Genomic DNA, 26,078 nt, shown 5'->3' on the forward strand with positions numbered 1-26,078 from the left:
TTGGGGAAAGAAGTTCGGCGAAGGAAAAACTATCGAATAACAGCGCAGCATTTACGCTGGGCAATGCATGAATACATCAAGTTGGTTCACACTGCTGGGAGACCTGAATTATGAGGGGATCCCCCAGTGTCTTGCTTAGTTGTGCCTTTCAGGTGGCGATGGCTTTAATTAATAAGGTTGGCGTTCCACAATTAATCACAGGTCGATTGTAATATTTTCAGTAAGTTGTTTTATTGCGTGGCTTGGCACGGTAGATTAATGAGTCTGTGGAAGATGTAGATTTGATTATTAGCTACAAATCTAGTTAAGTTAAATTAGGAGGTGAAAAGCTTAAGGGTATGATTTTATTGTTTTAATGTTTGAATTACTGTCTGATAAAATTCAAATCGCAAAAGGGTTGCATAATACCCAGATATTTGCTAGTGTCGTTGGTTAAAAAATGGACTGACAAATTAAATGGAGTTTTTATGAGAGCTAGTATTAGTTTAATCGTATTTTTGTTGTTATTTTCCTATTCAAAAAATTCTTCTAGCCAAGAATTTGAAACTATTTATAATGATTTTATTACACAGGGGAGCTCAAAGGTAGACTTGGTTTGTACCAGTTCTACTTGCGATATTGACTACGAAATAATAAAGTATTTGAAAATAAGGAATTTATTTGATAATGATGATTTTATCTTTAACTTATATTCTGGTGGGGTAATTGTTGATACATAGTCACTAGGCGTTTTTATTAGCGAGAATACAAGCGGGGAATATGTTGATATAAACTTGAAGGTTTCAGGAGGAACTGTTGGCGGTGCACCAATAATGGAAGGGGGGCCAACTCCTGATTACGATATAATGGATGCGCCTTTAAATTGTAATGAAGACCCTGATTTCACATGTGAAGACTGGGACAAAACTATTCAAACTGCAAGGTTGTTAAACTATTTGAATAACTTGGATGGCTTTCAGATGGTTGTAGATCAGTCGCTCCTCGATACTAATTATCGAATCAAAATGTTTGTTGCCAATTCTATTTTAGCTGTACCAAGCGCTAGGATGGTTGCCATTATTGCTACATTAGGAAAAGATTTAGCAATGAGACTGATTTTACAATCAGTAATTACAGCAACTTTTGCTGATGTGATAGGTGAAGCATTGAATCAAGATAGTTTAGAAATAGGAGATATTATTGTTATTAGTGGAAATGGTGAAGTTAGTATAATTAAAGCTGGTGCCCCAGGAAGTTCTAATGATGATACAGAAAGCACTGGTACTGGAGGAGGTAGTTCTGGTGGAACAACTGGTTCAGGCGGTGCGCTAGTTGGAGGGGCTACTAACGGTTCAAATACGGGAACTGGTTCAAGAAGGGTTTGCACAGGTACTCAAGATAACATGAGATGTTTTACAGTTTATTATTAAAATTAACAGGTTTAAGAAAGGTATGGTTATACGTGTCTTGTCAGAAATATATCTAGAGCTGATTGCAATTGCTATTATCTTAGTGTGTTTGGTTATTAGAGGGTTTGAACTATTTAATATAAATGTGTTTATCCTTTTTCTTCTGACAATTGCTTTCTCTATATCTGGATATTTTTTTGAGAAGTGCAGTAAACCATTCCCCTTTATTTATCTTGTGGGGGCGTTCTTGTTTTTAATGTTAAACCTTTATCTAGGATTGGATGTAATACTTCTTGCCATTCTTCTTTCAGTGGTTTCGTTATTGGTCTTAAAAGTTAAAAATTTAATCGGCTGGTAAGTTATATAAATTGGCTAGATGTCGTTTGATTCTGAATTTTTGATGTGAAGGTGTAGTAAAGTATCGTGCTGCGTAAAAAATCACATATTAAAATATAAATGAAAAAGTTGACATGTTGAACATTATAGTTAGTTGAAAAATCCTGAACTGGCCTCAACATCGTTGAGGCCGAATTTTTATGTCTGAATTTTCTATAGAGTTACAAGTTACCGCCGAATTTTGCCAAGAGCACCATCTCATTGGATTAGGCAAACGTATTCCTTTAGAATGGTTACTAGAGGCTGATGATAAACAAACGGGCAGAGTTTATGTCCCTAAGTATAGGTTTTGCCTAGAAAACGCTATTTTCTATGGCTATATCAACAGATGGTAACTTTTCATTTGGAGCCTGTATAAAAATTACGACTGTCAGCTATATGTACAGAAAGCTCATTTAGTTTCGGTCGTCTAAACGGCAGCTTTAGGTAAACTCAGGAGATCCAAGTCTGACCGCCAAGCACCATTTAGTAAGAGACTTTATTACTCGTGTTATATAGAAAATTAGCAAGTGCCAGTATTTAAGTATGATACTTTATTTTTCTTAAGCTCTAAATTTCAACGAATAATCAGCGCTTGTGCATCGATTGGGATGACTATTTATTACTCGCCTTCAACCAGAGACAGATTCGAAGCTGCAGCATGTACATATGACGACAACCCACGAAGATTGTCTAGTCTTTCCCCTAGGTTATTCCGTCTGAGTCTGCTCTTCTGGCAGTTTTGACTTTAAGAAGGCGCGCGATTTTTCCAGTGCAGTCTGGATCTCTTCCTTCATCTGCTTGAGTTCGTTGTAGTCCTCGAAGAAGTAGGTATCGACTAAGTGGCGGATATAGCGCACCGGCAGTTGGTTTAGGGTCACGCAGCAGAGATCGGCAAGATAATCTTCGGGTAGCTCGTCAAACAATCCTTCATCAGACAGTATCTCCATCAACAACACTTCGTAATAATTGCGAATTTCCAGTTGCATAGCTTCTCCCTCGGGTTCCGTTGCGGTTTAACTAAGCATAATCTAGTTTGCTACCATATGGCATGAGCGGCAATAAAAACTTGTGCGTGTCGTTCGGCGAGTACTTCTATCGACTTGCTGTAACCCCCGCCAACGACGCAGGCGATGGGAATGTCGGCCGCCTTGGCACTGGATAATACATGCCTGTCCCTTTGGTAGATCCCTTCTGTGGTGATATTCAGGTGGCCTAACCTGTCATCTTGGTGCACATCGACCCCCGCGTCATAGATAATCAAGTCTGGTTGATAGAGTCGGATGGCGAGATCTAAGGTTTGGGCAACGGCCTCGAGATAATCCTCATCACCTACGCCACGGCTTAATTCCAGATCGAGATCTGAGGTCTGCTTACGGGCGGGGAAGTTTTCCTGGCAGTGGATGGAGCAGGTATAGATCTCGTCATGAGCCCGACCCATGGCGGCGGTACCGTCGCCCTGATGCACGTCACAGTCGAAGATGAGTACTGTATCGATTCCCTCAAGGGTCTGGGCGTGTAGGGCGGCTGAGATCAGGTCGTTGAATACGCAGTAGCCGCTACCAAATTGATAGTGGGCATGGTGATAACCGCCGCTCAGTTGCAGCGCTACGCCGTGCTTGACCGCAAGCTCACAGGCCAGATGGCTGCCGCCGACGGAGTATAGTGTCCGTTGAGCCAATCGCTGACTCAGGGGGAAACCCAGTCGGCGCACCGCCTTGTCCGGCAGGCGCTGCTCGATAAACTGCATGACGTAGTCGGGACAATGGAGCGATTTCAGCCATTCGAGGCTGACCGCCTGGGGCGCGTGAAATGCACTTGGGTCGACAATCTGCTTATCCAGCAGGTATTGGTAGAGCGCCTGGTATTTAGTAATGGGAAATCTGTGGTGTTGGGGTAACGCCAGCTGTGAGTAGCTGGCGTGGTAGACGAGTGGCACCATCTAGGGTTTACAGCTGTTTGATTGCCCAGCTCATAAACTCTTTACGTGCCTTCTCGTCGGCATGCAACCACCAGTATTGCAACATCTGCTGAGCATGATCGGCATCGCTCGCATTTGGATTGGCAGGTAGCGTAGCGGGGAGGGTAACGGCTTCGACAGTACTCGCTTGTTGTGCAGGAGCAGTTGCATTGGCGGCGACGGTTGTGCCCGTTGCGGCCGCAGCGGCGGTTTCGATATCCGGGCCCGAGTTGCCGTTAAACAGCTTGCTGACGAAGCTGTCTTCTGTGATGTCAGTCTGTGTCACCTTGTAGTTAACGACGCCGCCATCGACGCGGCTGATCATTACGGCTGGAGATTTAGCGAATGACTTGGGCTTCTTGATGATCTCGCCTTCTGCGGGCTGCAGGCGATAGTCATAATCGCCATCAACCGCCAGAGTCACGATGAAGGGTGATGATTTTACAAAGCTTTCGCTGTCGCTAAAGTCGTCCTGCACCATGTCGTGGTAACGGATAGCGATTTTATGTGTGCCTTGGCTTAATTCAAGATCAGATTTGTGATTAAACAGACTGCCTTCTATCTTCTTGCCATCAAGGGCAAGGTATTCAAATGCCATGGGGATAGTGAGGTTGGCAGCCATTGCCGATGAGGCACCAAGCAGAGCGATTAAAGCGGTGATTGGCTTGATTGATTTCATTGTTGCTCCTTAACGATTCTGATGCTTGTATGGGCGTTCGAACGCCTGAATACGATCTTCTATATAGCTGATAGCTTGTCGGCACTTGCCTAAGCGGCGATGGACCAAAAGTATTTCATTTTGCAGTGCAATTTTGTCAGCACTATGACAGTTTTCAAGCTTAGATTGCAAATGCGCAATTTTTTGTTCAAAGGTGTGAACCCAGTTCATATGTTTGTTCAATTCTTCATAGAGCTGGTGGCTGTTATTCATCACGCTAGCCGCGATCCAATTAAATCCGCTCTGGGCATGGCTCTTTTGTCGCCGTTTGCGCGCATGGGCGATGCGAGACGCCTTCTGTTGCTCAGCCGATTTCACCCCGAGTGTCGTGGTATTCAGGGCGCGCCTCAGGGCGGTAAATCTGTCCTGAATGCCTTCGCAGGCCAGGGCGACGGTTGTCGATGAGATGTTACCCTGAAGCAGCTTCTCGAGCTGAGTGATCTTCTTACTGAGCTGATTAATGCAGGGGCCGAGCTGAGCTCCCGCCTGATTAAACAGATTGTCATTAAATCGCTCGGTATCTTGCAGCAGCTTACGCTGACCCTTAGGCAATTGGCTGTCGTGTTGTAGCACCTCTTGCTCTAACTGTTTGAGTTGGACTCGCAGGCGATGGATAAGTTCATTTGTCTTCATGCCCAGGCTCCCCAGGCCAGATTGATGGCGATGAGTATCACTATGTTAATAAACAAGGGGCGAATGAAAGGCACGCCAAACTTAATGGCGGTGCGGGCGCCGATGAATGAGCCAAGCATCATGCACAGTCCCATCGACAGTCCGACTATCAGATTCACCTGGCCTAATGCCAGAAAAACACTCAGTGAGGTGAGATTGCTGATCAGCGTCATGGCTCTCGCTAGCCCGCAACTGTTAAGCACTGGGAGTTTATATTGGGACACGCTGCTGATGGTCCAGAAGGCGCCGGTTGCTGGGCCGGCAAATCCGTCGTAAAAGCCGAGCGGTAGTCCTTGGCGCCACTGCTTGAACTTAGAAGGCGCCTTTGTTGGCGGCTCATAGCTGGGGCAGCCCATGGCGTTAGGCTTGAGCAGGGTATAGAGGGCCACGGCGATGATAAATAGCGGCAGCCACTTCTCCAGCCATTGGTTGTCGATAAGATACACCACAAAGGTGCCTATGACCGCACCTATGAAGGTGGCGATGGAGGCGTGATACCAAAATCTAGGCGTGAAAAACTGCTTGCGATAATAGGTAAAGGCCGCCATGGAGGAGCCGAAGCTGGCCGCCAGCTTGTTGGTACCCAGTGCCGTGTGGGGCGGAATGCCTAGGGTGAGCAGGGCCGGGATCGACAGCAGGCCACCGCCACCGGCGACGGCATCGATAAAACCTGCGATAAAGCCGGTCGCAGCAAGAATCGCCCAGCTACCTGGGTCGAGTAATAGATCCAATGGTTATCCTATTCAGTGACTGTCTATTCGATGACTTGACGAAAGGGAGGCAGGGCATCCAGTAGGGACTTGCCGTAGCGTTTGGTTACTAAGCGGCGATCCAATATGGTGATCCTGCCATAATCCTCTTCTTTACGCAGTAATCTACCACAACTTTGGATCAGTTTACGCGAAGCATCTGGGATCGTCAGCTGCAAGAAGGGATTTCCCCCTTTTGCCTTAATGTATTCCGCGTGCGCCTGTTCCACCGGCGAGGTGGGGACGGCAAAGGGTAGTTTTGTGATAATAAGGTTCGTCAGGTAGTCACCGGGTAGGTCGAGACCCTCGGAGAAACTGCCGGTACCGAAGATGATGCTGACCTCGCCGTTATCGCAGCGCTGCTTGTGATCTTGTAGCAGCTGCTGACGGGAGGCTTCCCCTTGGATAAGCAGCGGCGACTTAATCTTACTTCTGAGTAGGTCGGCTACCTTTTCCATCTGCCAGTAGGAGGCAAACAGTACCAGGGTGGCCGTCTCGCCATCGATAAGGGTGAGGATCTGTTCAGCCAGCTCATCGGTATAGCGATCGTCCGTGGGTTCGGTGCGCATCTTGGGCAGATAGAGGGTGGCGTTCTGCTGGAAGTCGAAGGGGCTGTCCATGGCCAGATAGCGACTGCCATCGTTGATGGAGAGCCCCACCTGATGGGTAAAGTGATTGAAGTTGTTCAGTGCCCTCAGGGTCGCGCTACAGAGCACTACGCCGGCGGCCTTCTCCCACAGCAGGGTTTCGAGCATATAACCCACCTCAATCGGCGAGACACTAAACAGATAGTCGCTCTGTTTGCCCACAAGGTGTTCGACCCAGCGGGCCATGGGCGCGCCCTTGGCGCTGTCTTCCTTGGCCATCATCTTCCACAGCTTCTGCAGATTCTCCAGACGCTGTAACATGAAGCCTGTCTCACTCAGTAGCTGCTCCGATTGATGCTTAGGCAGTTCACCATCCTTAATCGCCTCGTTGAGTAGCGCCAGCATCTTGTTAAATTGCTTGAGTGCGCTACTGGATGCGGTAGCCAGGTTTTCCGCCAGCATGGTCAAGGCCGCGGGCAGCTTGCCGTGTTCGAAGCGGATTCGCCGCTCCGGGTTATCAAACTTCGCCGCCTGGCCGTCGCAATATTGGGCAACGCTGGTGAGCAGGCTGGTGAGATCGTTGATGTGATCTAACATGGCCTGGGCGGGGGCGATGATATGGTTGCTCTTGAGCTGATTCTGCAGCTTGGCACTGGTTTTGCCGACCTTTTCCAGCCAGTCGATGGCGCCTCTAAGGGTCGCCTGGGCGCTGGAGAAGTCTCTGGCCACCATGGGCAGGTGATGGGCCTCGTCGATCACATAATAGAGCTCTTCCGGGTCTGGTAGAATCACCCCGCCGCCCAGTTCGAGATCGGCAAACAGTAGGCTATGGTTGGCAATTAGCACATCCCAGCTGTCGACATCTTCACGGGCCTTATGGAAGGGGCAGTGTCTGTGGCTGGCGAGTTGCCTGTGACAGCTATGTTTATCGCAGGCTATCTGGTGCCACAGGTGATCGGGCAGCTGCTGAGATAGAGTGTCCCGCTCACCGTTCCAGCGACCCTCGTGAAAATCTTTCAGCAGGCCTTGCAAAAGCTCGACCTGGCTATGATCCGGCTTTGTCTGCCACATGGCCATCTGGGTGCCGTCATCGCCGCCGATCAGCATTTCAAGCTTGGAGAGACAGACATAGCGCTGACGTCCCTTTACTAGGCCGAAGGTGAAGTTAAGCCCCGATTGCTTGGAGAAGAAGGGCAGGTCCTTATTGAGCAGTTGCTCCTGCAAGGCAACCGTGGCGGTGGCGATACAGACCTTCTTCTTACTCGCTAACGCCAGCGGAATCGAACCTAAGATATAAGCCAGCGACTTGCCTATGCCTGTACCTGCCTCGACCACTATGATGCGTCTATGCTTGTCATATTCACCGGCGAGTGTCTTGGAGATCTCGGCGACGATATAATTTTGTTCCCGGCGCGATCTAAAGTTAGGCAGGGCGGCGGCAATCTCTTTGTAAATCGTTCGGATCTGGGTTTTAACGTCGGCAGATAACATGAAGGCTTAGTGCTGGCAAATAATGCTGTACATAATAACAGTGATTACATAGCCTAAGAAGAGTTGAAACGAGGAATTCACGACTTATTTGTTTTCGTGTTACCTAATTTATTGAAAATAATCGGATAATAGCCAGGCTTGCATGATTTAAACACCCCGCTGGTGAGCGTAAAAGGGCGGATCTTAACCCGTCACCACCAAGGCAGCGAATTACATTATTATCTTAGTACGGCTGATGGGCCGGCTCGGGTCATTGTGCCCAATGGCGAGCGCATCTGCTTCTGTCGCACTCAGGATGAGTTGCGGCTGTTCGAGGGTAACCAAGAGAGTGGAGTTCGCAGCGAGGCGCTTAACCTAACCACCTTCAACGATGAGCCGGTCAGCGCACTCTATTTCGCCAATAATCAGAGTTTTCGCCATTTAAGCCGTGTGGCCACAGATAAGGGGATTGCCCTCTATGAGTCTGAGCTGAGGGCCGAGCAGCGTTATCTCATCGAGCGTTATATGGCCTTAGATGTGGAGTTTATTGGCTGCTGGCAGAATCAAGCCGAGGAAACACCGACGCTCATCGCACAGCGAGGCAGACGCAGTGAGCTAGATGTTGAGCTAGACCTTAAGCTGGCTGTGGTCTCGCTGGATTTCGAATGTGCGATGGATGGCGAGCTTTTTAGTGCTGGCCTGTACGGGCAATCGGCCAGCGGTGAGCCCTATCAGCAGGTGATCATGGTGGGGGAGGCGTGTGATTCGTCGCCTGAGTATCTCGAGCTTGTGCCCAATGAGACGGCGCTGATTAAGGCGCTACTGGACTGGTTTAAGCTGCGTGACCCCGACATCATCATAGGCTGGGCGGTGGTGACCTTCGACTTGGCGCTCTTGTATCGTAGGGCCAAGGCGCTCAATATCCCGCTGACACTGGGTAGGCTGGGCACTCAGCTTTCCTGGCGCGTCGATAACAAATATCGACCCGAGACCTTAATCTTGCCTGGCCGAGTGGTGCTCGATGGCATCGATTGGCTCAAGGCAGCCTTCTATCAGTTCGAGAGTTTTAGCCTGGAGTCTGTCGCAAGAGAGCTACTGGGTGAAGGGAAGGCGATTCATGATGTGACTCACCGCGCCGAGGAGATAGCGACCCTGTTTCGAGAAGATAAGGCGGCGCTGGCCCACTACAATATTACCGATTGTCGCCTGGTGTGGGAGGTCTTTGTTAAAACGGATCTGCTGGCCTTCGTGATGGAACGTTCCCGTCTAACCGGCTTAGAGCTTGGCCGGGTTGGCGCCTCGGTGGCGGCGTTTAATAACCTCTATCTTCCCCATCTGCACCGCGCTGGCTATGTTGCTCCCAGCGTGCCGGTCAGCGATGGCATAGAGAGCCCCGGTGGCTATGTGATGGACTCCAAACCCGGCCTGTACCAACACATATTAGTGCTCGACTTTAAGAGCCTCTATCCCTCGATCATCAGAACCTTTTTAATCGATCCCAAGGGGCTGGTGGAAGGATTAAAAGAAGGGGCTAATGCTGGGGCGAAGGGAGAAAGTGAAGGCAGCGATACCGTGCCCGGTTTTTTGGGCGCCCAGTTTAGTCGCAACTCTCCCATTCTTCCTGAGCTAATCGCCAGCCTGTCCGATAAACGAGAAGAGGCGAAGCGCGAAGCCAATGCCCCCCTGTCGCAGGCGATAAAAATCATCATGAATTCCCTATACGGCGTGCTGGGTTCTCGCGGCTGTGTGTTTCACGATGCGCGCCTGGCAAGCTCTATTACCCTTAGGGGGCATGAGATCATGAAGCAGACCAAGCAATGGATAGAGGCGCAGGGCTTGAGCGTTATCTATGGTGATACCGACTCTACCTTTGTGCATATCTCATCGCCCGAGCGCGTCGGCGATATCGATGCCTTTGCCAGGGAGCTGGTCGCGTCGATCAACGAGAAATGGCGCCTCAAGCTCAAACAAGAATTTCAGTTAGACTGTTACCTTGAGCTGGAATATGAGCGTCACTTCGAGCAGTTCTTCATGCCAACCTTGCGCGGCTCCACCGAGGGCTCCAAGAAGCGGTATGTTGGCGCCTATCTGCAGGCGGATCAAAGTCTCAAGCTGGTGTTCAAGGGGATGGAGCAGGTGAGGAGCGACTGGAGTCCCCTGGCTCGGGAGGTACAAGCCGAGCTCTATTATCGTCTGTTTGCCAAACAGGATGTGCTCGGCTATTTAAAGCAAATTGTGGATGCGCTGCAGAAGGGAGAGTTAGATGACAAACTGCTCTTCTCCAAACGTCTCAGGCGCAACATTGAAGACTATACCGCCAAGTCATCACCTCATGTGAAGGCGGCAACCCTCTGGTGCCAGCGAAGCGGTGACAACAGCCATGGAAAACGGGGTGAGAAGATAAGCTATCTGATGACGCAACATGGCGCCGAACCCGTGCAACATATTCTTGGGAAGATCGATTACCAATATTACTTGGATAAACAGATCGCCCCCATTTCTGATCCTATACTTTCAATTTTAAACACTAGTTTCAATGATCTTGTGGCTAAGCAAATGTCGTTAATTTAGTTGTTTTCAGGTTGATGAGCTGAGCTGTAGTTGTTAACACTTGGTGTAATGTCTGTAGTTTGTGGGGCTTTGTAGTTAACTTGGTGAAAAATAGCTCGCTGAATGTGATATTCGTCTTTGAGGGAATGCTAATCTTTTGCTAGTCTTTAGCTGAAATTGGAACGAAATAAAACAACGGAATGTCGCATTAAAAAGATAAAGCAAACTGAACATAACAAAAGGTTAGACTAACAGATGAAGAAGAGTGTAATAGCAACAGCGTTAGCGGCTGTCATTTTTGTCCCCGCTGCATCCGCTATCGAGATCTATAAAGACGATAAGAATGCGGTAGAAATTGGTGGTTTTATTGATGCCCGTGTTATTAACACTCAAGGTTCAACTGAAGTGGTAAATGGCGCGTCACGGATCAATTTCGGCTTTACTCGTGAGATGAGTGACGGCTGGAAGGCCTTCACAAAGCTAGAATGGGGGGTTAACCCGTTTGGTAATAGTGAGATCGTGTACAGCAGTGAAAGTAATTTCGAATCTAAGAGCGGTGACTTTCTCAACAACCGCCTAGGTTATGTCGGTATTGCCCATGACCTCTATGGTAGTTTGACCATAGGTAAGCAGTGGGGTGCTTGGTATGACGTGGTTTACAACACTAACTATGGCTTCGTATGGGACGGTAACGCTGCCGGTGTATATACCTATAACAAGGCCGATGGTGCGGTAAATGGTGTGGGTCGTGGTGACAAGGTCGTTCAGTACCGTAACAGTGTCGGCGATCTCAGCTTTGCGGTTCAGGCGCAGTTAAAGCACGATACCTTCTATACCTGTGAAGCAGACCCTAACTTGCCAACAGATTGTAAAGAGCGTTGGGATAGCCAAGACCCTGTCTTAGATTCGGAAGAAGTTAAGTACGACTACACCTATGGCGCGTCGGCGACCTATCAGGTTAACGACAAGCTTTCTGTCTCTGCCGGTATCAACCGTGGTGAGTTCGACGTGACCTTCAGAAAGACCTCTGAGCAGATCACCGCCATCGATGTGATTTACGGTATGGGCGTGACCTGGGGTAACTGGGATGCCGACGGTTTCTATGGCGCGGCTAACTTCAACAAGAACGAGAACCACGATACCGATAATCTGGGTCGTCTGATCAAGGATTCATACGGTGTCGAAACTCTGTTCTCGTACAAGTTTGATAACGGTTTCCGTCCCTTTGTTTCTTACAACGTCTTAGATGCGGGTAAGGACTATGTGATCCAACCAAACAACGTCGATCCTAACTCTTCGTTCAAGCGTCAGTTCGTAGTTGTCGGACTGCACTATGTGTGGGATGCCAACACAGTTCTTTATGTTGAAGGCCGTAAAGACTTCAGTAAGTTTGAAGGTGCGGACGCTGAAGCGCAGGCTAAGTTTGAAGAAGACGGCGTAGCCATAGGTATTCGTTACACACTGTAATACAGCTTGTAATGACGACTGAAAGTCTGATCAATTTAAAGAAAAGCGCCTATTGGGCGCTTTTTATTTACCTATCTAAAATGCACAATCTGATCTGTTTGATGACGAGTGATATTTCTGCCTTAAGGTCATCTATTTATTCTGCTTAAGTGGTTATGTACGTGAGCATTCAAGCGTATATCAAGAGTCGAAGTTAGGTCTCATTGCCTGACTTAAGCCTAGTCTCAGTCTGTTCTCAGAATAAAATTAGTCCGAAGTGAGTCTGATACTAACTATCCCTGTTGCAACCGAATTCTGGTCTTATGTGAGAGAGTTTGTGATTTCCTCTCTATTGACTGACTAATTTGTAACCAATTCTTTACGTGTAATTGCCGATTTCACTCCATATGCAAAGTGATTCTTCAATTAAGCCTCTTTGTTACAACTACAACAATTTAACATCTTGTCGTCTTTTAGCTTGATGAAACACTAATTAATCAACTGGCTAATTTAGCCTTAGTTATATGAAGCCTGATTTCAAATTTAGAGTATCCTTTTGTTTTAACTAGATAATACCTTTGGCTCTCAGGGGCTGTTTTACCTGGCTGGGGAAATTTAGCCTTAAATTTGTCGATTAGTCATAGCTAACAAAAATCTGACTTATTGTGACGGGCGTCTACAAAATGAGCGATCGTCAATTAAATCTGTGAAAATAGTGATGCTATTGTTGATTAAATGTTTCACATGTGGTTCTATTTGTTGGCGAATGTGCACAAGTGTAACGGTTAATGTTTATTTGTGTTTACTTTCACAAAAAAATAAAAAATAAAGTCCAGGGAGAAACAACATGTATAAGAACAGCTTATTAGCTAATTCAGTGCGTTTTGCACTAGTTAGCGGTGCAGCTATGACAGCCTTTACTGCTCCTGCAGTATTCGCGGCAGACGAGCAAGCTGCAGATAAAGTTGAACGTATTGAAGTTACTGGTTCACGCATTAAGCGTAGTGATCTTGAAGGTGCTTCACCTGTAACGACAATCACTGCCGACGATATGAAAGTTGAAGGTAACTTTACGGTAGCTGATGCGCTACGTAACAGTAACTTAAACTCTTTTGGTTCATTCTCTGAGCGTTCAGGTAGTTCTGCTCAGTCTCAAGCGACAATCAACCTACGTGGTGCAGGTTCAAGCCGTACCCTAGTTTTGATCGATGGTAAGCGTTTCCCAGGTTCACCAACCCTTGGTGGATCTTCTGCTAACCTTAACGCTATCCCTATGGCGGCGGTTGAGCGTATCGAAATTCTAACCGACGGTGCTTCTTCTACTTACGGTTCTGATGCGATTGCTGGTGTTGTTAACATCATCATGAAGAAGAACTTCCAAGGTATCGAGTTTAACGTTGGTGGCGGTTCACGTGACCGTGACGGTGGCCTGACAAGTAAAGAATTCTCTGTGGTTGCCGGTTATGAAATGGACAAGGGTAACATTACCTTTGCATTCGACCATCAAGACCGTAAGGGCATCGCTGACGGCGACCGTGCTTTCTCTGCTCCTTGGATGCGTGACCTGAACGGTGACGGCGAAATTCAGGCTTACAGCGAAACGGATGGCTGGTCTATCTATGGTGCAACCATTGCTTCTCCAGACTTCTCAGAAGCTCAAGCTTCACCACTTTGTGATGACTTATCTGCACAATACGGCGACAACGTATTCAAGACTGTTAAAGCTGACGATGACTGGGGCCCAGGTTCAACTTACTGTATGTATGCATACGGTAACGTTTCTTACAACAAAGCTTCTGTTGACCGTAACACAGTATATGTAGATGCTAACTATGAAGTTGCAGAAGATGTTGAGTGGTTTGGTCGCATCATGTTCACTCAGAACAACTCTTTCGGTCGTTATGCGCCTCCAGCTGCTGCTTGGAACAACATGTCTGCCGATAACCCACATAACCCTTACGGCGAAGAAACTAAGGGCTACTTCCGTTGGGTTGGTATCGGTACTCGTGATGGTAACGTAGATGACTACAACCAAGACTACCTGACTGGTCTTCGTGGTTCTATTAGCGCATGGAACGATGCGACTTGGGAATTCTACTACCACTACAACAAGGCCGATAACAAGTCTATCGGTGAGTACTACCTGAGCTACTCAGGTCTTGCTTACAACGAAGCTAACGGAATCGACCTAGGTTCTGAAGCTGGTGTAAACAACATGAAGGCCACTACTCTGACTCAAGACCGTGCGACCTTCCACCAGTACAATGCTGGTATCGGTTTCGATGCGTTTGAGCTACCAGGCGGTGCTATTGCTCACTACTTCGGTATGGAGTACTTCGAGCAAGATTTCGCTTCAATCTATGACGCACAGTCTGAAGCGGGTCTAATCGGTGGTAGTGCGGGTAACTCTGCTGGTGGTGACCGTCAAGTTTGGGCTGCATTCTATGAAGCGGCTATGCCTCTTACTGACACCATCGAGCTGAACATCGCTGCTCGTTACGATGATTATAGTGATTTTGGTAACAACGTAGCGCCTAAGGCCTCTGTTCGTTGGCAAGCTCTGGATAATGTCGTTGTACGTGCATCTTACTCAGAAGCGTTCCGCGCACCTGCACTTGATCAGCTATACGCTGCAACAACGTTCAGTGCTGATGACGGTACCGACTATCCATACTGTGTATCTAATGGAATTTCTGATTGTCCAGAGAAACAGTACGATACATACATCCGTGCTAACAAGGATCTAGGTCCTGAGACTTCTGAGTACATTAACTTGGGTGTTGCATGGGATATCGTGGATAACTTTGGTGTTAAGGTTGATTACTTCGACCTGAAGATCGATGACGTAATCAGCCGTCGTTCTATCACTAACGTAATGCGTGGTATTGATAGTGGTAATTTGACTCCTTCAGATACCTTCTACGTAGTTCGTGCTCCAGGTGAAGCTGGTAAACTAGGTAAGGCTTTAGAAATCGGTACAGGTTATGGCAACAGCGATAAGCTACAGATCAAAGGTATCGACGTTGGCCTAAACGGTAACTTTGAGACTGACTTCGGTGATTTCGGTCTAGCATGGACTAACAGCTTCGTTCTTGAGTATGTTGAAGAAGTTGAAGGTGGTTCAGGTGCAATAGATACTGCTGGTTGGTCTGGACAGCCTGAGTACAAGTCTGTATTCACTACAACTTATACTATGGGTGATCACCGTGTATCTTGGAACATGAATTACACTGACAGCACTTACGAGTCAAGCAAGTCAGTTGGTGACACTATTGTTCCAGAAGGTAGCTTAGATTCATGGTTGATCCACAACATCAGCTACACCTATGATGCAGGTTCTTTCGGTGCAATCATGCTAGGTGTTAACAACCTGACTGATGAAGATCCAGTTCTATCTTCAGACGGTAAGTTCGAAAACGCTGACCTATACAACAACTATGGCCGCGAATATCGCGCAAGCTACACTCTTAAATTCTAAGAGTAAGCTAATAGTTTTAGTATAAATACCTGATAAAAAGGCCCTTAATTGGGCCTTTTTTTATGGTATTAATAAAAGCCGATAACGAAAATGACAAAAGGGCGAGCATTATGAGCCAACATTGGGACGAATACTGGCAGCAGGGTCATCTGACATCTTTTGGTGAGAGCTTCACAGGAAACTATTCTGGTATTTTAGAAACCATCTGGCATCAAGATTTTAAGCATTTACCAGACAATTTTAAGGTGTTGGATTTAGCGACAGGTAATGGGGCATTACCTCTATTACTCAATCAGTTTTTCAAAGACGCGAGTAAGAAAGGTACTGTGGTTGGTGTCGATCTGGCACAAATCAATACTGACCTCAGTAAGTTGGATCTAAGTGAGCAGGTAGAGGTTTCATTAGTTTCACACGTTGATTGCGCAAACCTACCATATGAAGACAACAGTTTTGATCAGGTGATTTCTCAGTACGGCTTAGAGTATTCAGATTTGACTCATTCAATTCCAGAGGCACTACGAGTATTGCGCCCTGGAAGACAGTTGAGCTTAGTGGCCCATCACAGCCGTTCTATGATCATTAATCGTAATCGGCGAATCTTGGCACTAATAAATCAACAAGCTACCTATGAAGTATTCGTTACCATGGGCAAACTCATCGAACAGATGGGGTCTTTAACAAATGGTGAAGACCTACAGCGAATTAAACAAGATGCCCATTGTGAGCGATTGCGCGGTGAGTTAAACCAAAGTATTTCACTCTTGGCACAAACAGATGAAGAAGCCTTAAAGGATAGTGAGTTATTGACTTATGTAGCTAGCTTGTTTCAGCAAGGCCTTTTTTGGCCAATTGAAAAAAAACGCCAATATCTCGATTTTGCTCGAACGCAAATTGATACCTTAAGGGAGCGACTTGGAGAATTAGTTCAGGCATCGATAGATGAACTGGCACTTTCTGCCATGTTAGCTAATCTAATTGAATTGGGAGCGAGCTTAAGTAGTGTTAAGCAGATTGAAGATGACAATAGTCAGGTTTTGGGCTGGAAGATTGTTATAAATAAACTATCTCGTGGTAACGGGCATTAAGTTGGCCATATGTATAGAAGATGTTTCTCACTGGCCTTCTGGTAATACCTGGGCAACATAATTTTATGTAGACATTTGTCGCTCAGTCATTTGGTTGTCAATTTGTTAATGATATATTTCGTTTTTGTTGTTATTTATATTTGTTGTAAATCATGATGTTAGGTTGTGGAGTCCGTTTAAATTACGAATAGTGAGATAAATTTGTAAATATTGACTTGTTTGAAAAAACACCTCTTGTGTTATTTTCATGCCCTAAGAGCTTTTTCTGCTAGTTTTAGCTATTTCCAAATGTTGACACAGGTCAACATTTTGTGAAATGATGCCTGCGGGTCTACACCTTGTACGGTGTAGAAAAAAGGAAGATAAAAACTAACAATCACAAGAGAAATGCACACTTATAGTGGCGGAATTCATGCAGATATAAGCAGAAACCCCGTGTTACTAATAAGTTAAACCTTTTATTTTTCACTTCAAATTGGTTGGGAACTATGTCCAAGGTAAGCAATAGAACTAAAATCGCTACGGCGCTCATTGGCGCGCTGGCCTTAGCAGGCAGTAACTTAGTGGTTGCCGATCCACTTTCTGATGTTCAGAAGGCGGATGCGAAAATTCACGCAGATGCAGCCGCATCTCAGAAAAAAGTCGATAAGTATTACGATCAAGCGCAAGACATGGCGTTTGAATATGGCCAAGTTGCAGACACTCGTGAGTCAACTAAGTCATACAACGATTATGTAGCCGGCCTGGTTGCAGACCAAGAAGCTACCATGAAGCTTATCCAAGACGACATCAATGGTGTTGATAAGCTACGTCAAGGCGTTGTACCGCTAATGTTTAAGATGGTTGATGCGCTAGAGCAGTTTGTTGCCCTGGACCTGCCATTCAACAAAGAAACTCGTGAAACGCGCATCAAGCGTCTTCGTGAAACGCTAAATACCGCTAACGTGACACTAGCGGAGAAATACCGTCTGATCCTCGATGCTTATAATATCGAGCGTGAGTATGGTTATAAGATGAACGTTGAAACCGGTAAGCTTCAGCTTGACGGTAAAGAGATTCTGGTTGATTTCATCAACTTTGGTCGCGTTGCATACTATGCACAAAGCCTAGATCAAAAGTCTGCATGGATGTTCAATCCTGAGACAAAAGCATGGGATAAGCTAGACGATAGCTACCTACGTAACATTACAAAAGCAATTCGCCAGGCTCGTGGCCAGGGTGCTCCAGATATGTTCGCGTTACCAATCCCAGCTGCGGAGGCTGCACAATAATGAAAAAGTTAATCTCTACAGCAATCGTTGCTGCAAGTCTGTCTTTAACTGCTGGTATGGTGAGCGCTGCAGATGCGCCTAAGAACATCGACCAGTTACTTAAGCAAGTTCAAACCGATCGTGCTAACGCGGCTAAAGTAAACAAGAAGCGTGAAGCCGAATTCCAAGCCGAGCGTGGCGACAAGGCTGCTTTGCTCAAGCGTGAAAAAGCTGCATTGGCTGCAGAAGAACAGCGCGGTAAAGATCTTTCTCAAGCATTCGCTGATAACGAGCGTAAAATTGCTCAGTTAGAAGAAGACCGTAAGATTGCTCAAGGTGACTTGGGTGAAATGTTCGGTGTTGTTAAAGGTGAAGCCGGTGATTTCGCTGGTAAGCTTGTTTCATCAAACGTTAGTGCTCAGTTCCCAGGTCGCGATGCATTCATTGCCGAGCTTGGTGCACGCAAAGAGCTGCCAAAAATCGAAGAGCTAGAAAAGTTCTGGGAAGAGCAGCTATTCGAGATGGCAGAGTCAGGTAAGGTAGTTACTTTTGACGCTGCGGTAACAGGTATCGATGGTAATGTTCACAACACTAAAGTAACTCGTGTTGGTGCTTACAACCTGCTAGCAGACGGCCAGTATGTTGTTTATAACGCTGATCTAGGTCTTATCCAGCAGCTTTCTCAGCAGCCTGGTGGCGAGCAAGTAGCAAGTGTTAAAGCTTTCGAAGGTCAAACTTCTGGCGTTCACAAGCTGTTTGTTGACCCTGCTCGTGGTGTTCTACTAAACGTATTCACTCAGAAGGCAACTATCGAAGAGCGTATCGAAGCCGGTGGTACTATCGGTTATATCATCATCGGTCTGCTAGTACTGGGTGCGCTAATCTCTATCGAGCGTCTGATCACTCTGTATGTTGTTGGCGCAAAAGTTAACGCGCAGCGTAAGAACATCGAGAACCCAGGCAACAACCCTCTGGGTCGCGTACTTAAGGCATATCACGACAACAAAGATGTTGACGTTGAGACCCTAGAGCTGAAGCTTGACGAAGCGATTCTGAAAGAAACTCCAGCACTAGAGACTCGTATCTCTATCATCAAGGTTCTAGCGGCTATCGCACCTATGATGGGTCTACTAGGTACAGTTACCGGTATGATTGCAACCTTCCAAAGCATCCAGCTATTCGGTACTGGTGATCCTAAGCTAATGGCTGGTGGTATCTCTATGGCACTGATGACGACCGTACAAGGTCTGGTTGCTGCACTACCACTAATGCTAATGCACGCTATCGTGATTGCACGTAGCAAGTCAGTTGTTCAAGTACTTGAAGAGCAAAGTGCAGGTATCGTTGCCGAGCACGCTGAGAAGAGGAACGCCTAATGATGCTATACCTGATGGACATCTGGGATTCCGTCAGGGGCTTCATGGCCTCCGGAGGCGACGTCCTCTGGTTGGTTGCGGCAGTGCTATTCCTCATGTGGGTGTTAATGCTTGAGCGTTATTGGTATCTCAATTTGATTGCGCCAAAAGAGCACAAAAACATTATCACCGCATGGGACAATCGAGAGGATTCTACCTCTTGGCATGCACACCGTATCCGTGAAGCTTGGGTATCCCAAGCGAAACAAGATATGAATGCTCGTATGCTGATTATCAAAACCTTAGTAGCCATCTGTCCGATGATCGGTCTACTAGGTACCGTAACCGGTATGATACAGGTATTCGATGTGATGGCAGTTCATGGTACGAGTAACGCTCGTATGATGGCAGCTGGTATTTCAATGGCAACCATGCCGACAATGGCGGGAATGGTCGCAGCACTATCGGGTGTTTTCTTTAGCACACGTTTAGATGCAAAAATGAAAATCAGTTTAGAAAAGCTCAAAGATAGCTTGCCACACCACTAGAGAGAGTATTGAACATGGCACGTAAAAAGCATTCAAGTATAGAAGAAGAAGCACAAATTGATATGACGCCGATGCTCGACATCGTGTTTATCATGTTGATCTTCTTTATCGTAACGACGTCGTTCATTAAGCCATCTGGCCTTGACTACAACAAGCCAGAAGCTTCTCAAGCGACAACTAAGAAGTCAGCAAACATCTTTATTGGTGTCAGCAAGACAGGCGTGATTAAGATGGAAAACCGTCAGGTTGACATCGAGCGTGTAACAGCAAACGTTGAGCGTATGCTTGCTGAAGCACCTGAAGCGGCTGTATTGATTGAAGCAGATAAAGAAGCTGAACACGGCATTGTTGTTAAGGTTATGGACAATGTGAAGAAAGCAGGTATCGATAAAATATCGGTTTCAGCGGGGAAAGACTAATATGCTGAGAGGAATAGTATCATTATTAGTTGGTGGTGCTGTTACTTTTGCCCTGTTTGTTTTCATGGCCTTCTTGGTCGGTGGCGGCGCTAAACGCGCCGACACCAAAACTGATTCTCCAGTTATCGAGATCAGTATGGATAAACAGGATACGAAAGTGCAGGACAAGCCTAGGGTAAAACCTAAGCCACCTACACCGCCTGAGCAGCCACCTTTACCAGATACGCCACCGCCAGATAGCTCATCTGACATTGACACCAACATGGCTTTCAACATGTCAGGTGTGGTTGCAGGTTCGGCGAATACCGGCTTTAAGCTGGGTAATATGATGACTCGAGACGGTGATGCAACGCCTATCGTACGTATCGAGCCACAGTATCCGATTGCAGCAGCACGTGACGGTAAGGAAGGCTGGGTACAACTTAGCTTCACCATTAACGAGCTTGGTGGTGTTGAAGATGTGAAAGTGATTAAGGCCGAGCCTAAGCGCATTTTCGACCGAGAAGCTAAGCGTGCACTGAAGAAGTGGAAGTACAAGCCAAAGATTGTTGACGGTAAAGCCCTTAAGCAACCAGGCATGACGGTACAACTAGACTTTAAACTTGATGGAGGCAAATAGAGATGCAAAAGGTTAATACGCTTGCAGCAGCACTATTGCTTGCCATCGGGGGAAGCCTAGCGGTCGCTCCGGTGGCTAACGCCGCCGAAAAGTGTCCCATTGAAAAGCGTCAGTCTAAAGCCGTAGGCCAAAGCTCGGCAAAGAAAGTCCAAAAGTCTTTCGAAGCTTATCAAGAAGGTAATATCGACGAAGCGATTGCCGTACTGCTTGAAGCCAGTCCACGTGATTCTTTTGATAAGGCCTATATTGCCCGTATGTTGGGTAACTTTTATGCCGAAAAAAATCAGATGGGCACGGCAATTAAGTATCTAAAGCAAGCCGTTGACGCTGACGTTCTTGGCGGTACAGACCATGGTGCAACCCTGCGTCTTTACGCCGACCTGTTGATTCAGGAAAAGAAGTTTAAAGAGTCTATCCCTTACTACTACGAGTGGATGAAGTTTACCTGTAAAGAAGATGCCCAGGTGTATCGTCGTATAGGTATCGCTTATTCAGAGCTTAAACAGTGGGATAAGGTACTCGGTGTTGTCGATAAAGGTCTGGCCATCAGTACTAAGCCTGATAAGGGCTTGTACCAGATGAAGCTGACCGCTTACTTCAACAAGAAAGATTATAAAAATGCGATTAAGGTCCTAGAGACTATGGTGCCTCTGTTCCAACAGGATGGCCGTCTATGGGTACAGCTAGCGCAGTTTTATTTGATGACTGAGAGCTATGATAAGTCATTAGCAACTTACGACTTAGCTTACAAGAATGGATTTTTGGAGACCGCGGGTAACATTACACGTCTGTCTCAGCTGTTGGCACAGAATGGTTCTCCATATCGTGCAGCAAAAATCTATGAGAAGCATTTGAAGATCGGCCTGATCAAGGAAGATGAGAAGACTTTGTCTATCCTTGGGGGCTTCTACCACAATGCTAAAGAGCTAAAGGAAGCTGCTGAATATTATGGTAAGGCTGCCGACGTTAATAACAGTGGTAAACTTTACCTTAAGCAGGCTCGTCTGCTCACTCTTCTCGAGAAACACAAGCAGGCAATTCCTGTGCTTAAGAAAGCACTGGCTGCCGGCGGTGTGAGTGCGGGTGAGGTTGAGTTCGAGTTGGCTCTGGCTTATCTAGGTACTAAGCAGTATAAAGCGGCATATAATGCCTGCCTTAAGGCTGCTAAGGACGAGAAGACTAAGCGTACAGCTAATAGTTATCTTGCCTATATCAAGGAAAAAGCGCGTATTTATAACGTCGCACTTTAAACCTGAAAATAAAAAGCCCCATAAGGGGCTTTTTTTATGCCTGTTGATAGACAAGCTAATTTAGGCAATGCATCGCCGTATGATGCTCCCTTTGTCCCTCCAGAGTGTGGGTCAGTGACCGCACATCCTCAAACAGGTTTTCGATGTTGAGATCGTCCTCAGGCTGGCAGAGACAGGCTGCCAACTCATAATCGATACGGTTGTTGTGCTTGCGCTGATAGTCTTGATTGAAGTCCGTGATTTTTTGTTCTATGCGGGCGATAACGATTTCGGTTCCTTCTCTATCTATGTTAAACAGCCCCAAGGCAAAGTTATCCTGATTCAGCCTGGCTACTAGATCCGTCGTTCTCAATATCGCTTCTTGAACCTGTTTCATGAATAATTCCAGTAAATGAGGTTGCTTTACTGTTTCATGAACGTGTGGGCAAAGATACAATAAGGCCAGCGTCTGGCGTTCGCGCATGTGGCGGTGCCACTCACGATTAAACACCTCCATAAAGTAGGTTTGATTGTAGACGCCAGTTTCGGGATCTCTGAATCCAGAATTACTAAATGAGTAAATCATTAGCTCGCTCCTCAGATACACCTAAGGTAATTATAGAAAATAACACTCACTTGCACAGAATATGAAGGATATAACTCGAATGAACAAAACGCTTCTCGCATTGACGATATCAGCTTTGGTGGCCATGGTGGGCTGCTCAGACAAGGAAACCAGTGCAAGCCAGGTGAATAACAGTGCGCCAGCAACAGAGCAAGCTGTGGCGCCTCAAGTACAAAGCGCCGAGCAGGAATACCTTGCCTTAGTCGATCGCTATTTCAAGGACATGCTCAAGTTAGAGCCCATGTATGCCACCTTCGTTGGCGTGAACGATTACAACGATCAGTTTGGTGGCGACCTCACCGAGGAATACCTCAAGGCGCGTCACGAGCTTAACAGTCGCTACCTGAAGGAGGTAAAGGCAATCGATCGCAGTGCCTTACCCGAATCGCTGCAACTTAGCTACGACATGTTTAGCTATGACAGAAACATGGCCCTAGTGTCAGAGACCTTCCCATCCTATTTTATGCCGATGAACCAGTTCTACAGCACTGTGATTACTATGGTGCAGCTAGGCAGTGGCGAGAGTGCGCAGCCATTTAACACGGTAAAAGACTATGAAAATTGGTTGTCGCGTCTAACAGGTTTCATTAAGTGGACTAAGTTGGCCCAGGCGCGTATGGATGAGGGGATTGCCAGTAAGGCCGTACTTCCACGCGTCTTGGTTGAGCGCATCATTCCTCAGCTTGATGCTCAGTTAGTTGAGCAGGCCAAAGATAGCCTCTTCTATGCGCCTATAACTAATCTGCCAGAGAGCTTTAGTGAAGAGGAGAAGCAGAAGCTCACCCAGCAATATAGCGACTTAATCAGCAAAGAGCTGATCCCTGCGCTGGCGTCACTAAAACAATATTTCCAAGAAACCTACCTGCCAGTGGCCCGAGCCAGCGACGGTTGGTGGGGACTGCCTAACGGTAAAGTTTGGTATCAACACCTAGCCAATGCCCATACGACGACCACTATGCCAGTCGATGAAATTCATCAAATAGGTCTAAATGAGGTGGCGCGCATTCTCAGCGAGATGGATAAGGTAAGAGAGCAGGTGGGCTTCAAGGGCGACCTCAAGGCCTTCTTTGCCTCACTCTCTTCCGAGCCGCAATACTTCTTCAGCGAGCGTCAGGGGCTGATAGATGGCTACATGGTGCTGAAGGACAAGATTAACGCCGTATTGCCTAACTATTTCAATGTGATGCCTAAGGCCGACTATGTGGTCAAGCCGGTTGAAAGCTTCCGCGAGCAGTCTGCCGCCGGTGCATCTTACGAAGCCCCTGCAGTCGATGGTTCGCGTCCCGGTGTATTCTACATTAACACCTATAACCTCAAGGCACAGCCAAAGTGGGGGATGACTACGCTGTCACTGCACGAGGCCGCGCCTGGGCATCACTTCCAGATTGCCATCAAGCAGGAGCTGACCGGGGTGCCAGAGTTCCAGCGCTTTAGCGGTTATACCGCCTTCGAAGAGGGCTGGGCCCTGTACGCCGAGTATCTCGGCATCGAGATGGGACTGTTTGAAGATCCATATCAGTATTTCGGTAAGCTATCCGACGAGATGTTGCGCGCCATGCGTCTGGTGGTCGATACCGGCCTACACGCCAAGGGTTGGAGCCGTGAGCAGGCGATTCAGTATATGAAGGACAACTCACCTATGGCCGAGACCGACATCATCGCCGAGGTAGAGCGATACATGGCTATTCCTGGTCAGGCCCTCTCATACAAGGTGGGACAGCTTAAGATCTTGGCTCTGCGCGCCGAGGCGGAAGAGGCCCTGGGTGATAAGTTCGACCTCAAGGGCTTCCACGATCAGATCTTAACCTCAGGCTCGCTGCCGATGGCGGTGATGGAGCAAAAAATCCACCGCTGGATAAAAGCTCAGGGCGGTAAGGCATAATCTGAGCGATACACCTTTTTAAACCCAGCAAATGTTTTATACTTGCTGGGTTTTATTTTATTCATTTTTAGGGAAATCAAAGGAGTGCCACATGGTACAAGCAACAGCACGTCATCTATTGGTTAGCAACGAAGAAGAATGCGCACAGATCAAACAGCAGATCTTGGACGGTGCAGATTTTGGCGAGATGGCTAAGGCGCATTCCTCTTGTCCGTCAGGGGCGCAGGGTGGCGACCTGGGCTCTTTCGGTCCAGGGATGATGGTACGCGAGTTTGACGAGGTGGTGTTCAGTGCGCCGTTAAATGAGGTGCAGGGCCCGGTTAAGACCCAGTTCGGTTACCACCTGCTCGAAGTCACCAGCCGCGGTTAATCTCTTGATCGTCGAGTTATATACAGACAACTTAAAGATCCGCTCGCTCATGCCTGAGGACTGGCCGCATTTTTTGTCGGTCCATCAGGATGAGCAGCAAAACCGCTATGTGAGAGCGCCCCAAACTGAAGGCGTGATACGGGAGAAGTTTGAGCAGCGCCTCGCGCCCTGGGATTACGAGTCTGGTGCGTGGCTGACCTTGGTGATTGAAACCATAGAGCATGGTGAGTTTATCGGCTTTACCGGCTTCTATGGCGTCGATATCAGCCTGGGTCAGGTCGAGGTGGGCTATATGCTAAGCAACAGTGGCCAGGGGCGTGGTTATGCCACCGAGAGCCTCAGGGCTGTGATCGATTGGGCTTGCCTGCAGTTTAAGGCCCACAAATTTATCGCGCTCTGTACCGATCAGAATGTGGCCTCGGCCCGGGTGCTTGAGAAGTGCGGTTTTCTCCTCGAGGGCACCTTAAGGCATAACTTTAAGCTAAATGATGCCTGGGCGGACGATCGTTATTATGGCTTGCTGGCCTCGGAGCGCACCGATAGCCCGCAATAGGCCAGAGTGATATACTCCCGCCGACTCAGTTAAATAAAGGTAGTTAGTGTGACCACAGAATCCCAAACCTTGGCCCTGTTGCCGGGTGAAGAGTTTATCGAACTCTATAAAGTATTGAAGGTGCAATCAATGACCTCAGGTGGCGGCGAAGCCAAGATGGTGATCAGCGAAGGCCTGGTGACCGTCGATGGTGAAGTCGAGACCCGTAAACGTAAGAAGGTGATTGCCGGCCAGGTGGTCAGCTATAACGGCGAAAGCGTGACAATAGTCGCTGAGTGATTCGTCGCTTAGAGATCCAGAAGGAGTCAAACTATGCAGTTTCCAGATGATGATAATGGCAAGATGTTAGCCGCCATGGCCGAGGCCGGTATCGATTTAACCAAGGCCTTGGATGTGGATTTTTTCCTGATCTTTGACGATCAGCGTGACGCCGAATCTGCGGTGGAAGAACTTTCCCAATCAGAGCTCGAAGGTGAGTTGGAGTTACACCTCAACGACGAGCTTGGCAAGTGGGAATTGATTGTCTGCATCAACATGGTGCCGGAATATCAGGCCATCGTCGATCAGGAGGTTGAGCTCAACGAGTTTGCCGCCGAGTTCGGTGGGGCGACTGACGGCTGGGGCGTGATGCAGCATCAGGAAGGTGACGATGAGTTTGCCGACCATGATCATGAGTGCGATGACGACTGTCATCATTAATCGCGACTAATTTTAAAAGCGACTAATTTATTAAGCCACTATTTATAGTGG

24 protein-coding genes are annotated in these 26,078 nt (G+C 47.3%); 17 read left to right on the forward strand and 7 right to left on the reverse strand.

Going from position 1 to position 26,078, the window contains the following annotated elements; genetic code table 11:
* Positions 1 to 467: 467 nt before the first annotated feature.
* Both GNT65_RS10085 and GNT65_RS10090 read left to right on the forward strand, forming a co-directional pair.
* Positions 468 to 719, forward strand: a complete 252-nt coding sequence (locus GNT65_RS10085) for a hypothetical protein (RefSeq protein ID WP_160795816.1) — start codon at positions 468 to 470, stop codon at positions 717 to 719.
* A gap of 54 nt (positions 720 to 773) precedes the next feature.
* On the forward strand, positions 774 to 1,409 hold the full coding sequence (locus GNT65_RS10090; protein WP_160795818.1) for a hypothetical protein: 636 nt from the start codon (positions 774 to 776) through the stop codon (positions 1,407 to 1,409).
* A 1,064-nt stretch (positions 1,410 to 2,473) separates the two neighbouring features.
* On the opposite strand, the gene GNT65_RS10095 is transcribed toward GNT65_RS10090, so the two are convergent.
* Genes GNT65_RS10095 through dinG form a run of 6 tightly spaced genes read right to left on the reverse strand, consistent with a single transcriptional unit; the run spans position 2,474 to position 7,940 of the window.
* Entirely contained in the window at positions 2,474 to 2,752 is a 279-nt protein-coding gene (locus tag GNT65_RS10095; RefSeq protein ID WP_160795820.1) for a late competence development ComFB family protein, read from the reverse strand.
* 50 nt (positions 2,753 to 2,802) lie between these two features.
* Positions 2,803 to 3,705, reverse strand: coding sequence for a histone deacetylase family protein (locus GNT65_RS10100; RefSeq protein WP_160795822.1), 903 nt, complete (start codon positions 3,703 to 3,705; stop codon positions 2,803 to 2,805).
* Between the two features lie 7 nt (positions 3,706 to 3,712).
* Complete coding sequence (locus GNT65_RS10105; RefSeq protein WP_160795824.1) at positions 3,713 to 4,402, reverse strand: DUF2057 domain-containing protein; 690 nt, start codon at positions 4,400 to 4,402, stop codon at positions 3,713 to 3,715.
* A gap of 9 nt (positions 4,403 to 4,411) precedes the next feature.
* Positions 4,412 to 5,074 (reverse strand): primosomal replication protein, encoded by a 663-nt coding sequence (locus GNT65_RS10110; protein WP_160795826.1) that lies wholly within the window; start codon positions 5,072 to 5,074, stop codon positions 4,412 to 4,414.
* Complete coding sequence (locus tag GNT65_RS10115) at positions 5,071 to 5,844, reverse strand: sulfite exporter TauE/SafE family protein (protein ID WP_160795828.1); 774 nt, start codon at positions 5,842 to 5,844, stop codon at positions 5,071 to 5,073. Before GNT65_RS10115 ends, GNT65_RS10110 begins: the two co-directional genes overlap by 4 nt.
* A gap of 23 nt (positions 5,845 to 5,867) precedes the next feature.
* A complete protein-coding gene (gene dinG, locus GNT65_RS10120; RefSeq protein WP_160795830.1) occupies positions 5,868 to 7,940 on the reverse strand; it encodes an ATP-dependent DNA helicase DinG in 2,073 nt (690 codons plus the stop codon).
* Between the two features lie 138 nt (positions 7,941 to 8,078).
* Here dinG and GNT65_RS10125 point away from each other — a divergent pair, with 138 nt between their 5' ends.
* The 10 genes from GNT65_RS10125 (at position 8,079) to GNT65_RS10170 (ending at position 21,919) form a co-directional block, all read left to right on the forward strand.
* Positions 8,079 to 10,490 carry a DNA polymerase II gene (locus tag GNT65_RS10125; protein ID WP_244952150.1) on the forward strand — a complete coding sequence of 804 codons (2,412 nt, stop codon included), beginning with the start codon at positions 8,079 to 8,081 and terminating at the stop codon, positions 10,488 to 10,490.
* Positions 10,491 to 10,724: 234 nt separating this feature from the next.
* The gene (locus GNT65_RS10130) at positions 10,725 to 11,936 is read left to right on the forward strand and encodes a porin (protein WP_160795832.1); all 1,212 of its coding nucleotides are present in this window, start codon (positions 10,725 to 10,727) and stop codon (positions 11,934 to 11,936) included.
* 826 nt (positions 11,937 to 12,762) lie between these two features.
* Positions 12,763 to 15,393 (forward strand): TonB-dependent receptor, encoded by a 2,631-nt coding sequence (locus tag GNT65_RS10135; RefSeq protein ID WP_160795834.1) that lies wholly within the window; start codon positions 12,763 to 12,765, stop codon positions 15,391 to 15,393.
* A 110-nt stretch (positions 15,394 to 15,503) separates the two neighbouring features.
* Positions 15,504 to 16,478, forward strand: coding sequence for a class I SAM-dependent methyltransferase (locus GNT65_RS10140; RefSeq protein ID WP_244952151.1), 975 nt, complete (start codon positions 15,504 to 15,506; stop codon positions 16,476 to 16,478).
* 488 nt (positions 16,479 to 16,966) lie between these two features.
* Entirely contained in the window at positions 16,967 to 17,749 is a 783-nt protein-coding gene (locus GNT65_RS10145) for a DUF3450 domain-containing protein (RefSeq protein ID WP_160795838.1), read from the forward strand.
* Positions 17,749 to 19,104, forward strand: a complete 1,356-nt coding sequence (locus GNT65_RS10150; protein WP_160795840.1) for a MotA/TolQ/ExbB proton channel family protein — start codon at positions 17,749 to 17,751, stop codon at positions 19,102 to 19,104. The genes GNT65_RS10145 and GNT65_RS10150 overlap by 1 nt, the downstream gene beginning before the upstream one ends.
* A complete protein-coding gene (locus GNT65_RS10155; RefSeq protein ID WP_081953751.1) occupies positions 19,104 to 19,631 on the forward strand; it encodes a MotA/TolQ/ExbB proton channel family protein in 528 nt (175 codons plus the stop codon). The genes GNT65_RS10150 and GNT65_RS10155 overlap by 1 nt, the downstream gene beginning before the upstream one ends.
* Before the next feature lie 14 nt (positions 19,632 to 19,645).
* Positions 19,646 to 20,050 (forward strand): ExbD/TolR family protein, encoded by a 405-nt coding sequence (locus tag GNT65_RS10160; RefSeq protein ID WP_033537693.1) that lies wholly within the window; start codon positions 19,646 to 19,648, stop codon positions 20,048 to 20,050.
* 1 nt (position 20,051) lies between these two features.
* Positions 20,052 to 20,669, forward strand: a complete 618-nt coding sequence (locus GNT65_RS10165; protein ID WP_160795842.1) for an energy transducer TonB — start codon at positions 20,052 to 20,054, stop codon at positions 20,667 to 20,669.
* A gap of 2 nt (positions 20,670 to 20,671) precedes the next feature.
* The gene (locus tag GNT65_RS10170; protein ID WP_160795844.1) at positions 20,672 to 21,919 is read left to right on the forward strand and encodes a tetratricopeptide repeat protein; all 1,248 of its coding nucleotides are present in this window, start codon (positions 20,672 to 20,674) and stop codon (positions 21,917 to 21,919) included.
* Positions 21,920 to 21,974: 55 nt separating this feature from the next.
* Here GNT65_RS10170 and GNT65_RS10175 read toward each other — a convergent pair whose 3' ends face one another.
* The gene (locus GNT65_RS10175) at positions 21,975 to 22,484 is read right to left on the reverse strand and encodes a diguanylate cyclase domain-containing protein (protein WP_160795846.1); all 510 of its coding nucleotides are present in this window, start codon (positions 22,482 to 22,484) and stop codon (positions 21,975 to 21,977) included.
* Between the two features lie 79 nt (positions 22,485 to 22,563).
* Between GNT65_RS10175 and GNT65_RS10180 the strand changes: the two genes are divergently transcribed.
* The 5 genes from GNT65_RS10180 to GNT65_RS10200 all read left to right on the forward strand — a co-directional run bounded on the left by GNT65_RS10180 (position 22,564) and on the right by GNT65_RS10200 (position 26,027).
* Complete coding sequence (locus GNT65_RS10180) at positions 22,564 to 24,405, forward strand: DUF885 domain-containing protein (protein ID WP_160795848.1); 1,842 nt, start codon at positions 22,564 to 22,566, stop codon at positions 24,403 to 24,405.
* A gap of 91 nt (positions 24,406 to 24,496) precedes the next feature.
* Positions 24,497 to 24,775 (forward strand): peptidylprolyl isomerase, encoded by a 279-nt coding sequence (locus GNT65_RS10185; protein ID WP_160795850.1) that lies wholly within the window; start codon positions 24,497 to 24,499, stop codon positions 24,773 to 24,775.
* A gap of 7 nt (positions 24,776 to 24,782) precedes the next feature.
* Complete coding sequence (locus tag GNT65_RS10190; protein ID WP_160796098.1) at positions 24,783 to 25,328, forward strand: GNAT family N-acetyltransferase; 546 nt, start codon at positions 24,783 to 24,785, stop codon at positions 25,326 to 25,328.
* A 48-nt stretch (positions 25,329 to 25,376) separates the two neighbouring features.
* A complete protein-coding gene (locus GNT65_RS10195) occupies positions 25,377 to 25,607 on the forward strand; it encodes an RNA-binding S4 domain-containing protein (protein WP_160795852.1) in 231 nt (76 codons plus the stop codon).
* A gap of 33 nt (positions 25,608 to 25,640) precedes the next feature.
* On the forward strand, positions 25,641 to 26,027 hold the full coding sequence (locus tag GNT65_RS10200; protein ID WP_011866264.1) for a ribonuclease E inhibitor RraB: 387 nt from the start codon (positions 25,641 to 25,643) through the stop codon (positions 26,025 to 26,027).
* The last annotated feature ends 51 nt before the right edge of the window (positions 26,028 to 26,078 follow it).

It is taken from the genome of Shewanella insulae (assembly GCF_009831655.1).
In the GTDB taxonomy this organism is placed as follows: Bacteria; Pseudomonadota; Gammaproteobacteria; order Enterobacterales; family Shewanellaceae; genus Shewanella; species Shewanella insulae.

Bases quoted from the DNA above. Each gene is read 5' to 3' on its own strand.
- GNT65_RS10085 (WP_160795816.1), top strand. From the start codon at position 468: ATGAGAGCTAGTATTAGTTTAATCGTATTTTTGTTGTTATTTTCCTAT.
- GNT65_RS10095 (WP_160795820.1), bottom strand. From the start codon at position 2,752: ATGCAACTGGAAATTCGCAATTATTACGAAGTGTTGTTGATGGAGATA.
- GNT65_RS10100 (WP_160795822.1), bottom strand. From the start codon at position 3,705: ATGGTGCCACTCGTCTACCACGCCAGCTACTCACAGCTGGCGTTACCC.
- GNT65_RS10105 (WP_160795824.1), bottom strand. From the start codon at position 4,402: ATGAAATCAATCAAGCCAATCACCGCTTTAATCGCTCTGCTTGGTGCC.
- GNT65_RS10110 (WP_160795826.1), bottom strand. From the start codon at position 5,074: ATGAAGACAAATGAACTTATCCATCGCCTGCGAGTCCAACTCAAACAG.
- dinG (WP_160795830.1), bottom strand. From the start codon at position 7,940: ATGTTATCTGCCGACGTTAAAACCCAGATCCGAACGATTTACAAAGAG.
- GNT65_RS10130 (WP_160795832.1), top strand. From the start codon at position 10,725: ATGAAGAAGAGTGTAATAGCAACAGCGTTAGCGGCTGTCATTTTTGTC.
- GNT65_RS10135 (WP_160795834.1), top strand. From the start codon at position 12,763: ATGTATAAGAACAGCTTATTAGCTAATTCAGTGCGTTTTGCACTAGTT.
- GNT65_RS10140 (WP_244952151.1), top strand. From the start codon at position 15,504: ATGAGCCAACATTGGGACGAATACTGGCAGCAGGGTCATCTGACATCT.
- GNT65_RS10145 (WP_160795838.1), top strand. From the start codon at position 16,967: ATGTCCAAGGTAAGCAATAGAACTAAAATCGCTACGGCGCTCATTGGC.
- GNT65_RS10150 (WP_160795840.1), top strand. From the start codon at position 17,749: ATGAAAAAGTTAATCTCTACAGCAATCGTTGCTGCAAGTCTGTCTTTA.
- GNT65_RS10155 (WP_081953751.1), top strand. From the start codon at position 19,104: ATGATGCTATACCTGATGGACATCTGGGATTCCGTCAGGGGCTTCATG.
- GNT65_RS10160 (WP_033537693.1), top strand. From the start codon at position 19,646: ATGGCACGTAAAAAGCATTCAAGTATAGAAGAAGAAGCACAAATTGAT.
- GNT65_RS10165 (WP_160795842.1), top strand. From the start codon at position 20,052: ATGCTGAGAGGAATAGTATCATTATTAGTTGGTGGTGCTGTTACTTTT.
- GNT65_RS10170 (WP_160795844.1), top strand. From the start codon at position 20,672: ATGCAAAAGGTTAATACGCTTGCAGCAGCACTATTGCTTGCCATCGGG.
- GNT65_RS10175 (WP_160795846.1), bottom strand. From the start codon at position 22,484: ATGATTTACTCATTTAGTAATTCTGGATTCAGAGATCCCGAAACTGGC.
- GNT65_RS10180 (WP_160795848.1), top strand. From the start codon at position 22,564: ATGAACAAAACGCTTCTCGCATTGACGATATCAGCTTTGGTGGCCATG.
- GNT65_RS10185 (WP_160795850.1), top strand. From the start codon at position 24,497: ATGGTACAAGCAACAGCACGTCATCTATTGGTTAGCAACGAAGAAGAA.
- GNT65_RS10200 (WP_011866264.1), top strand. From the start codon at position 25,641: ATGCAGTTTCCAGATGATGATAATGGCAAGATGTTAGCCGCCATGGCC.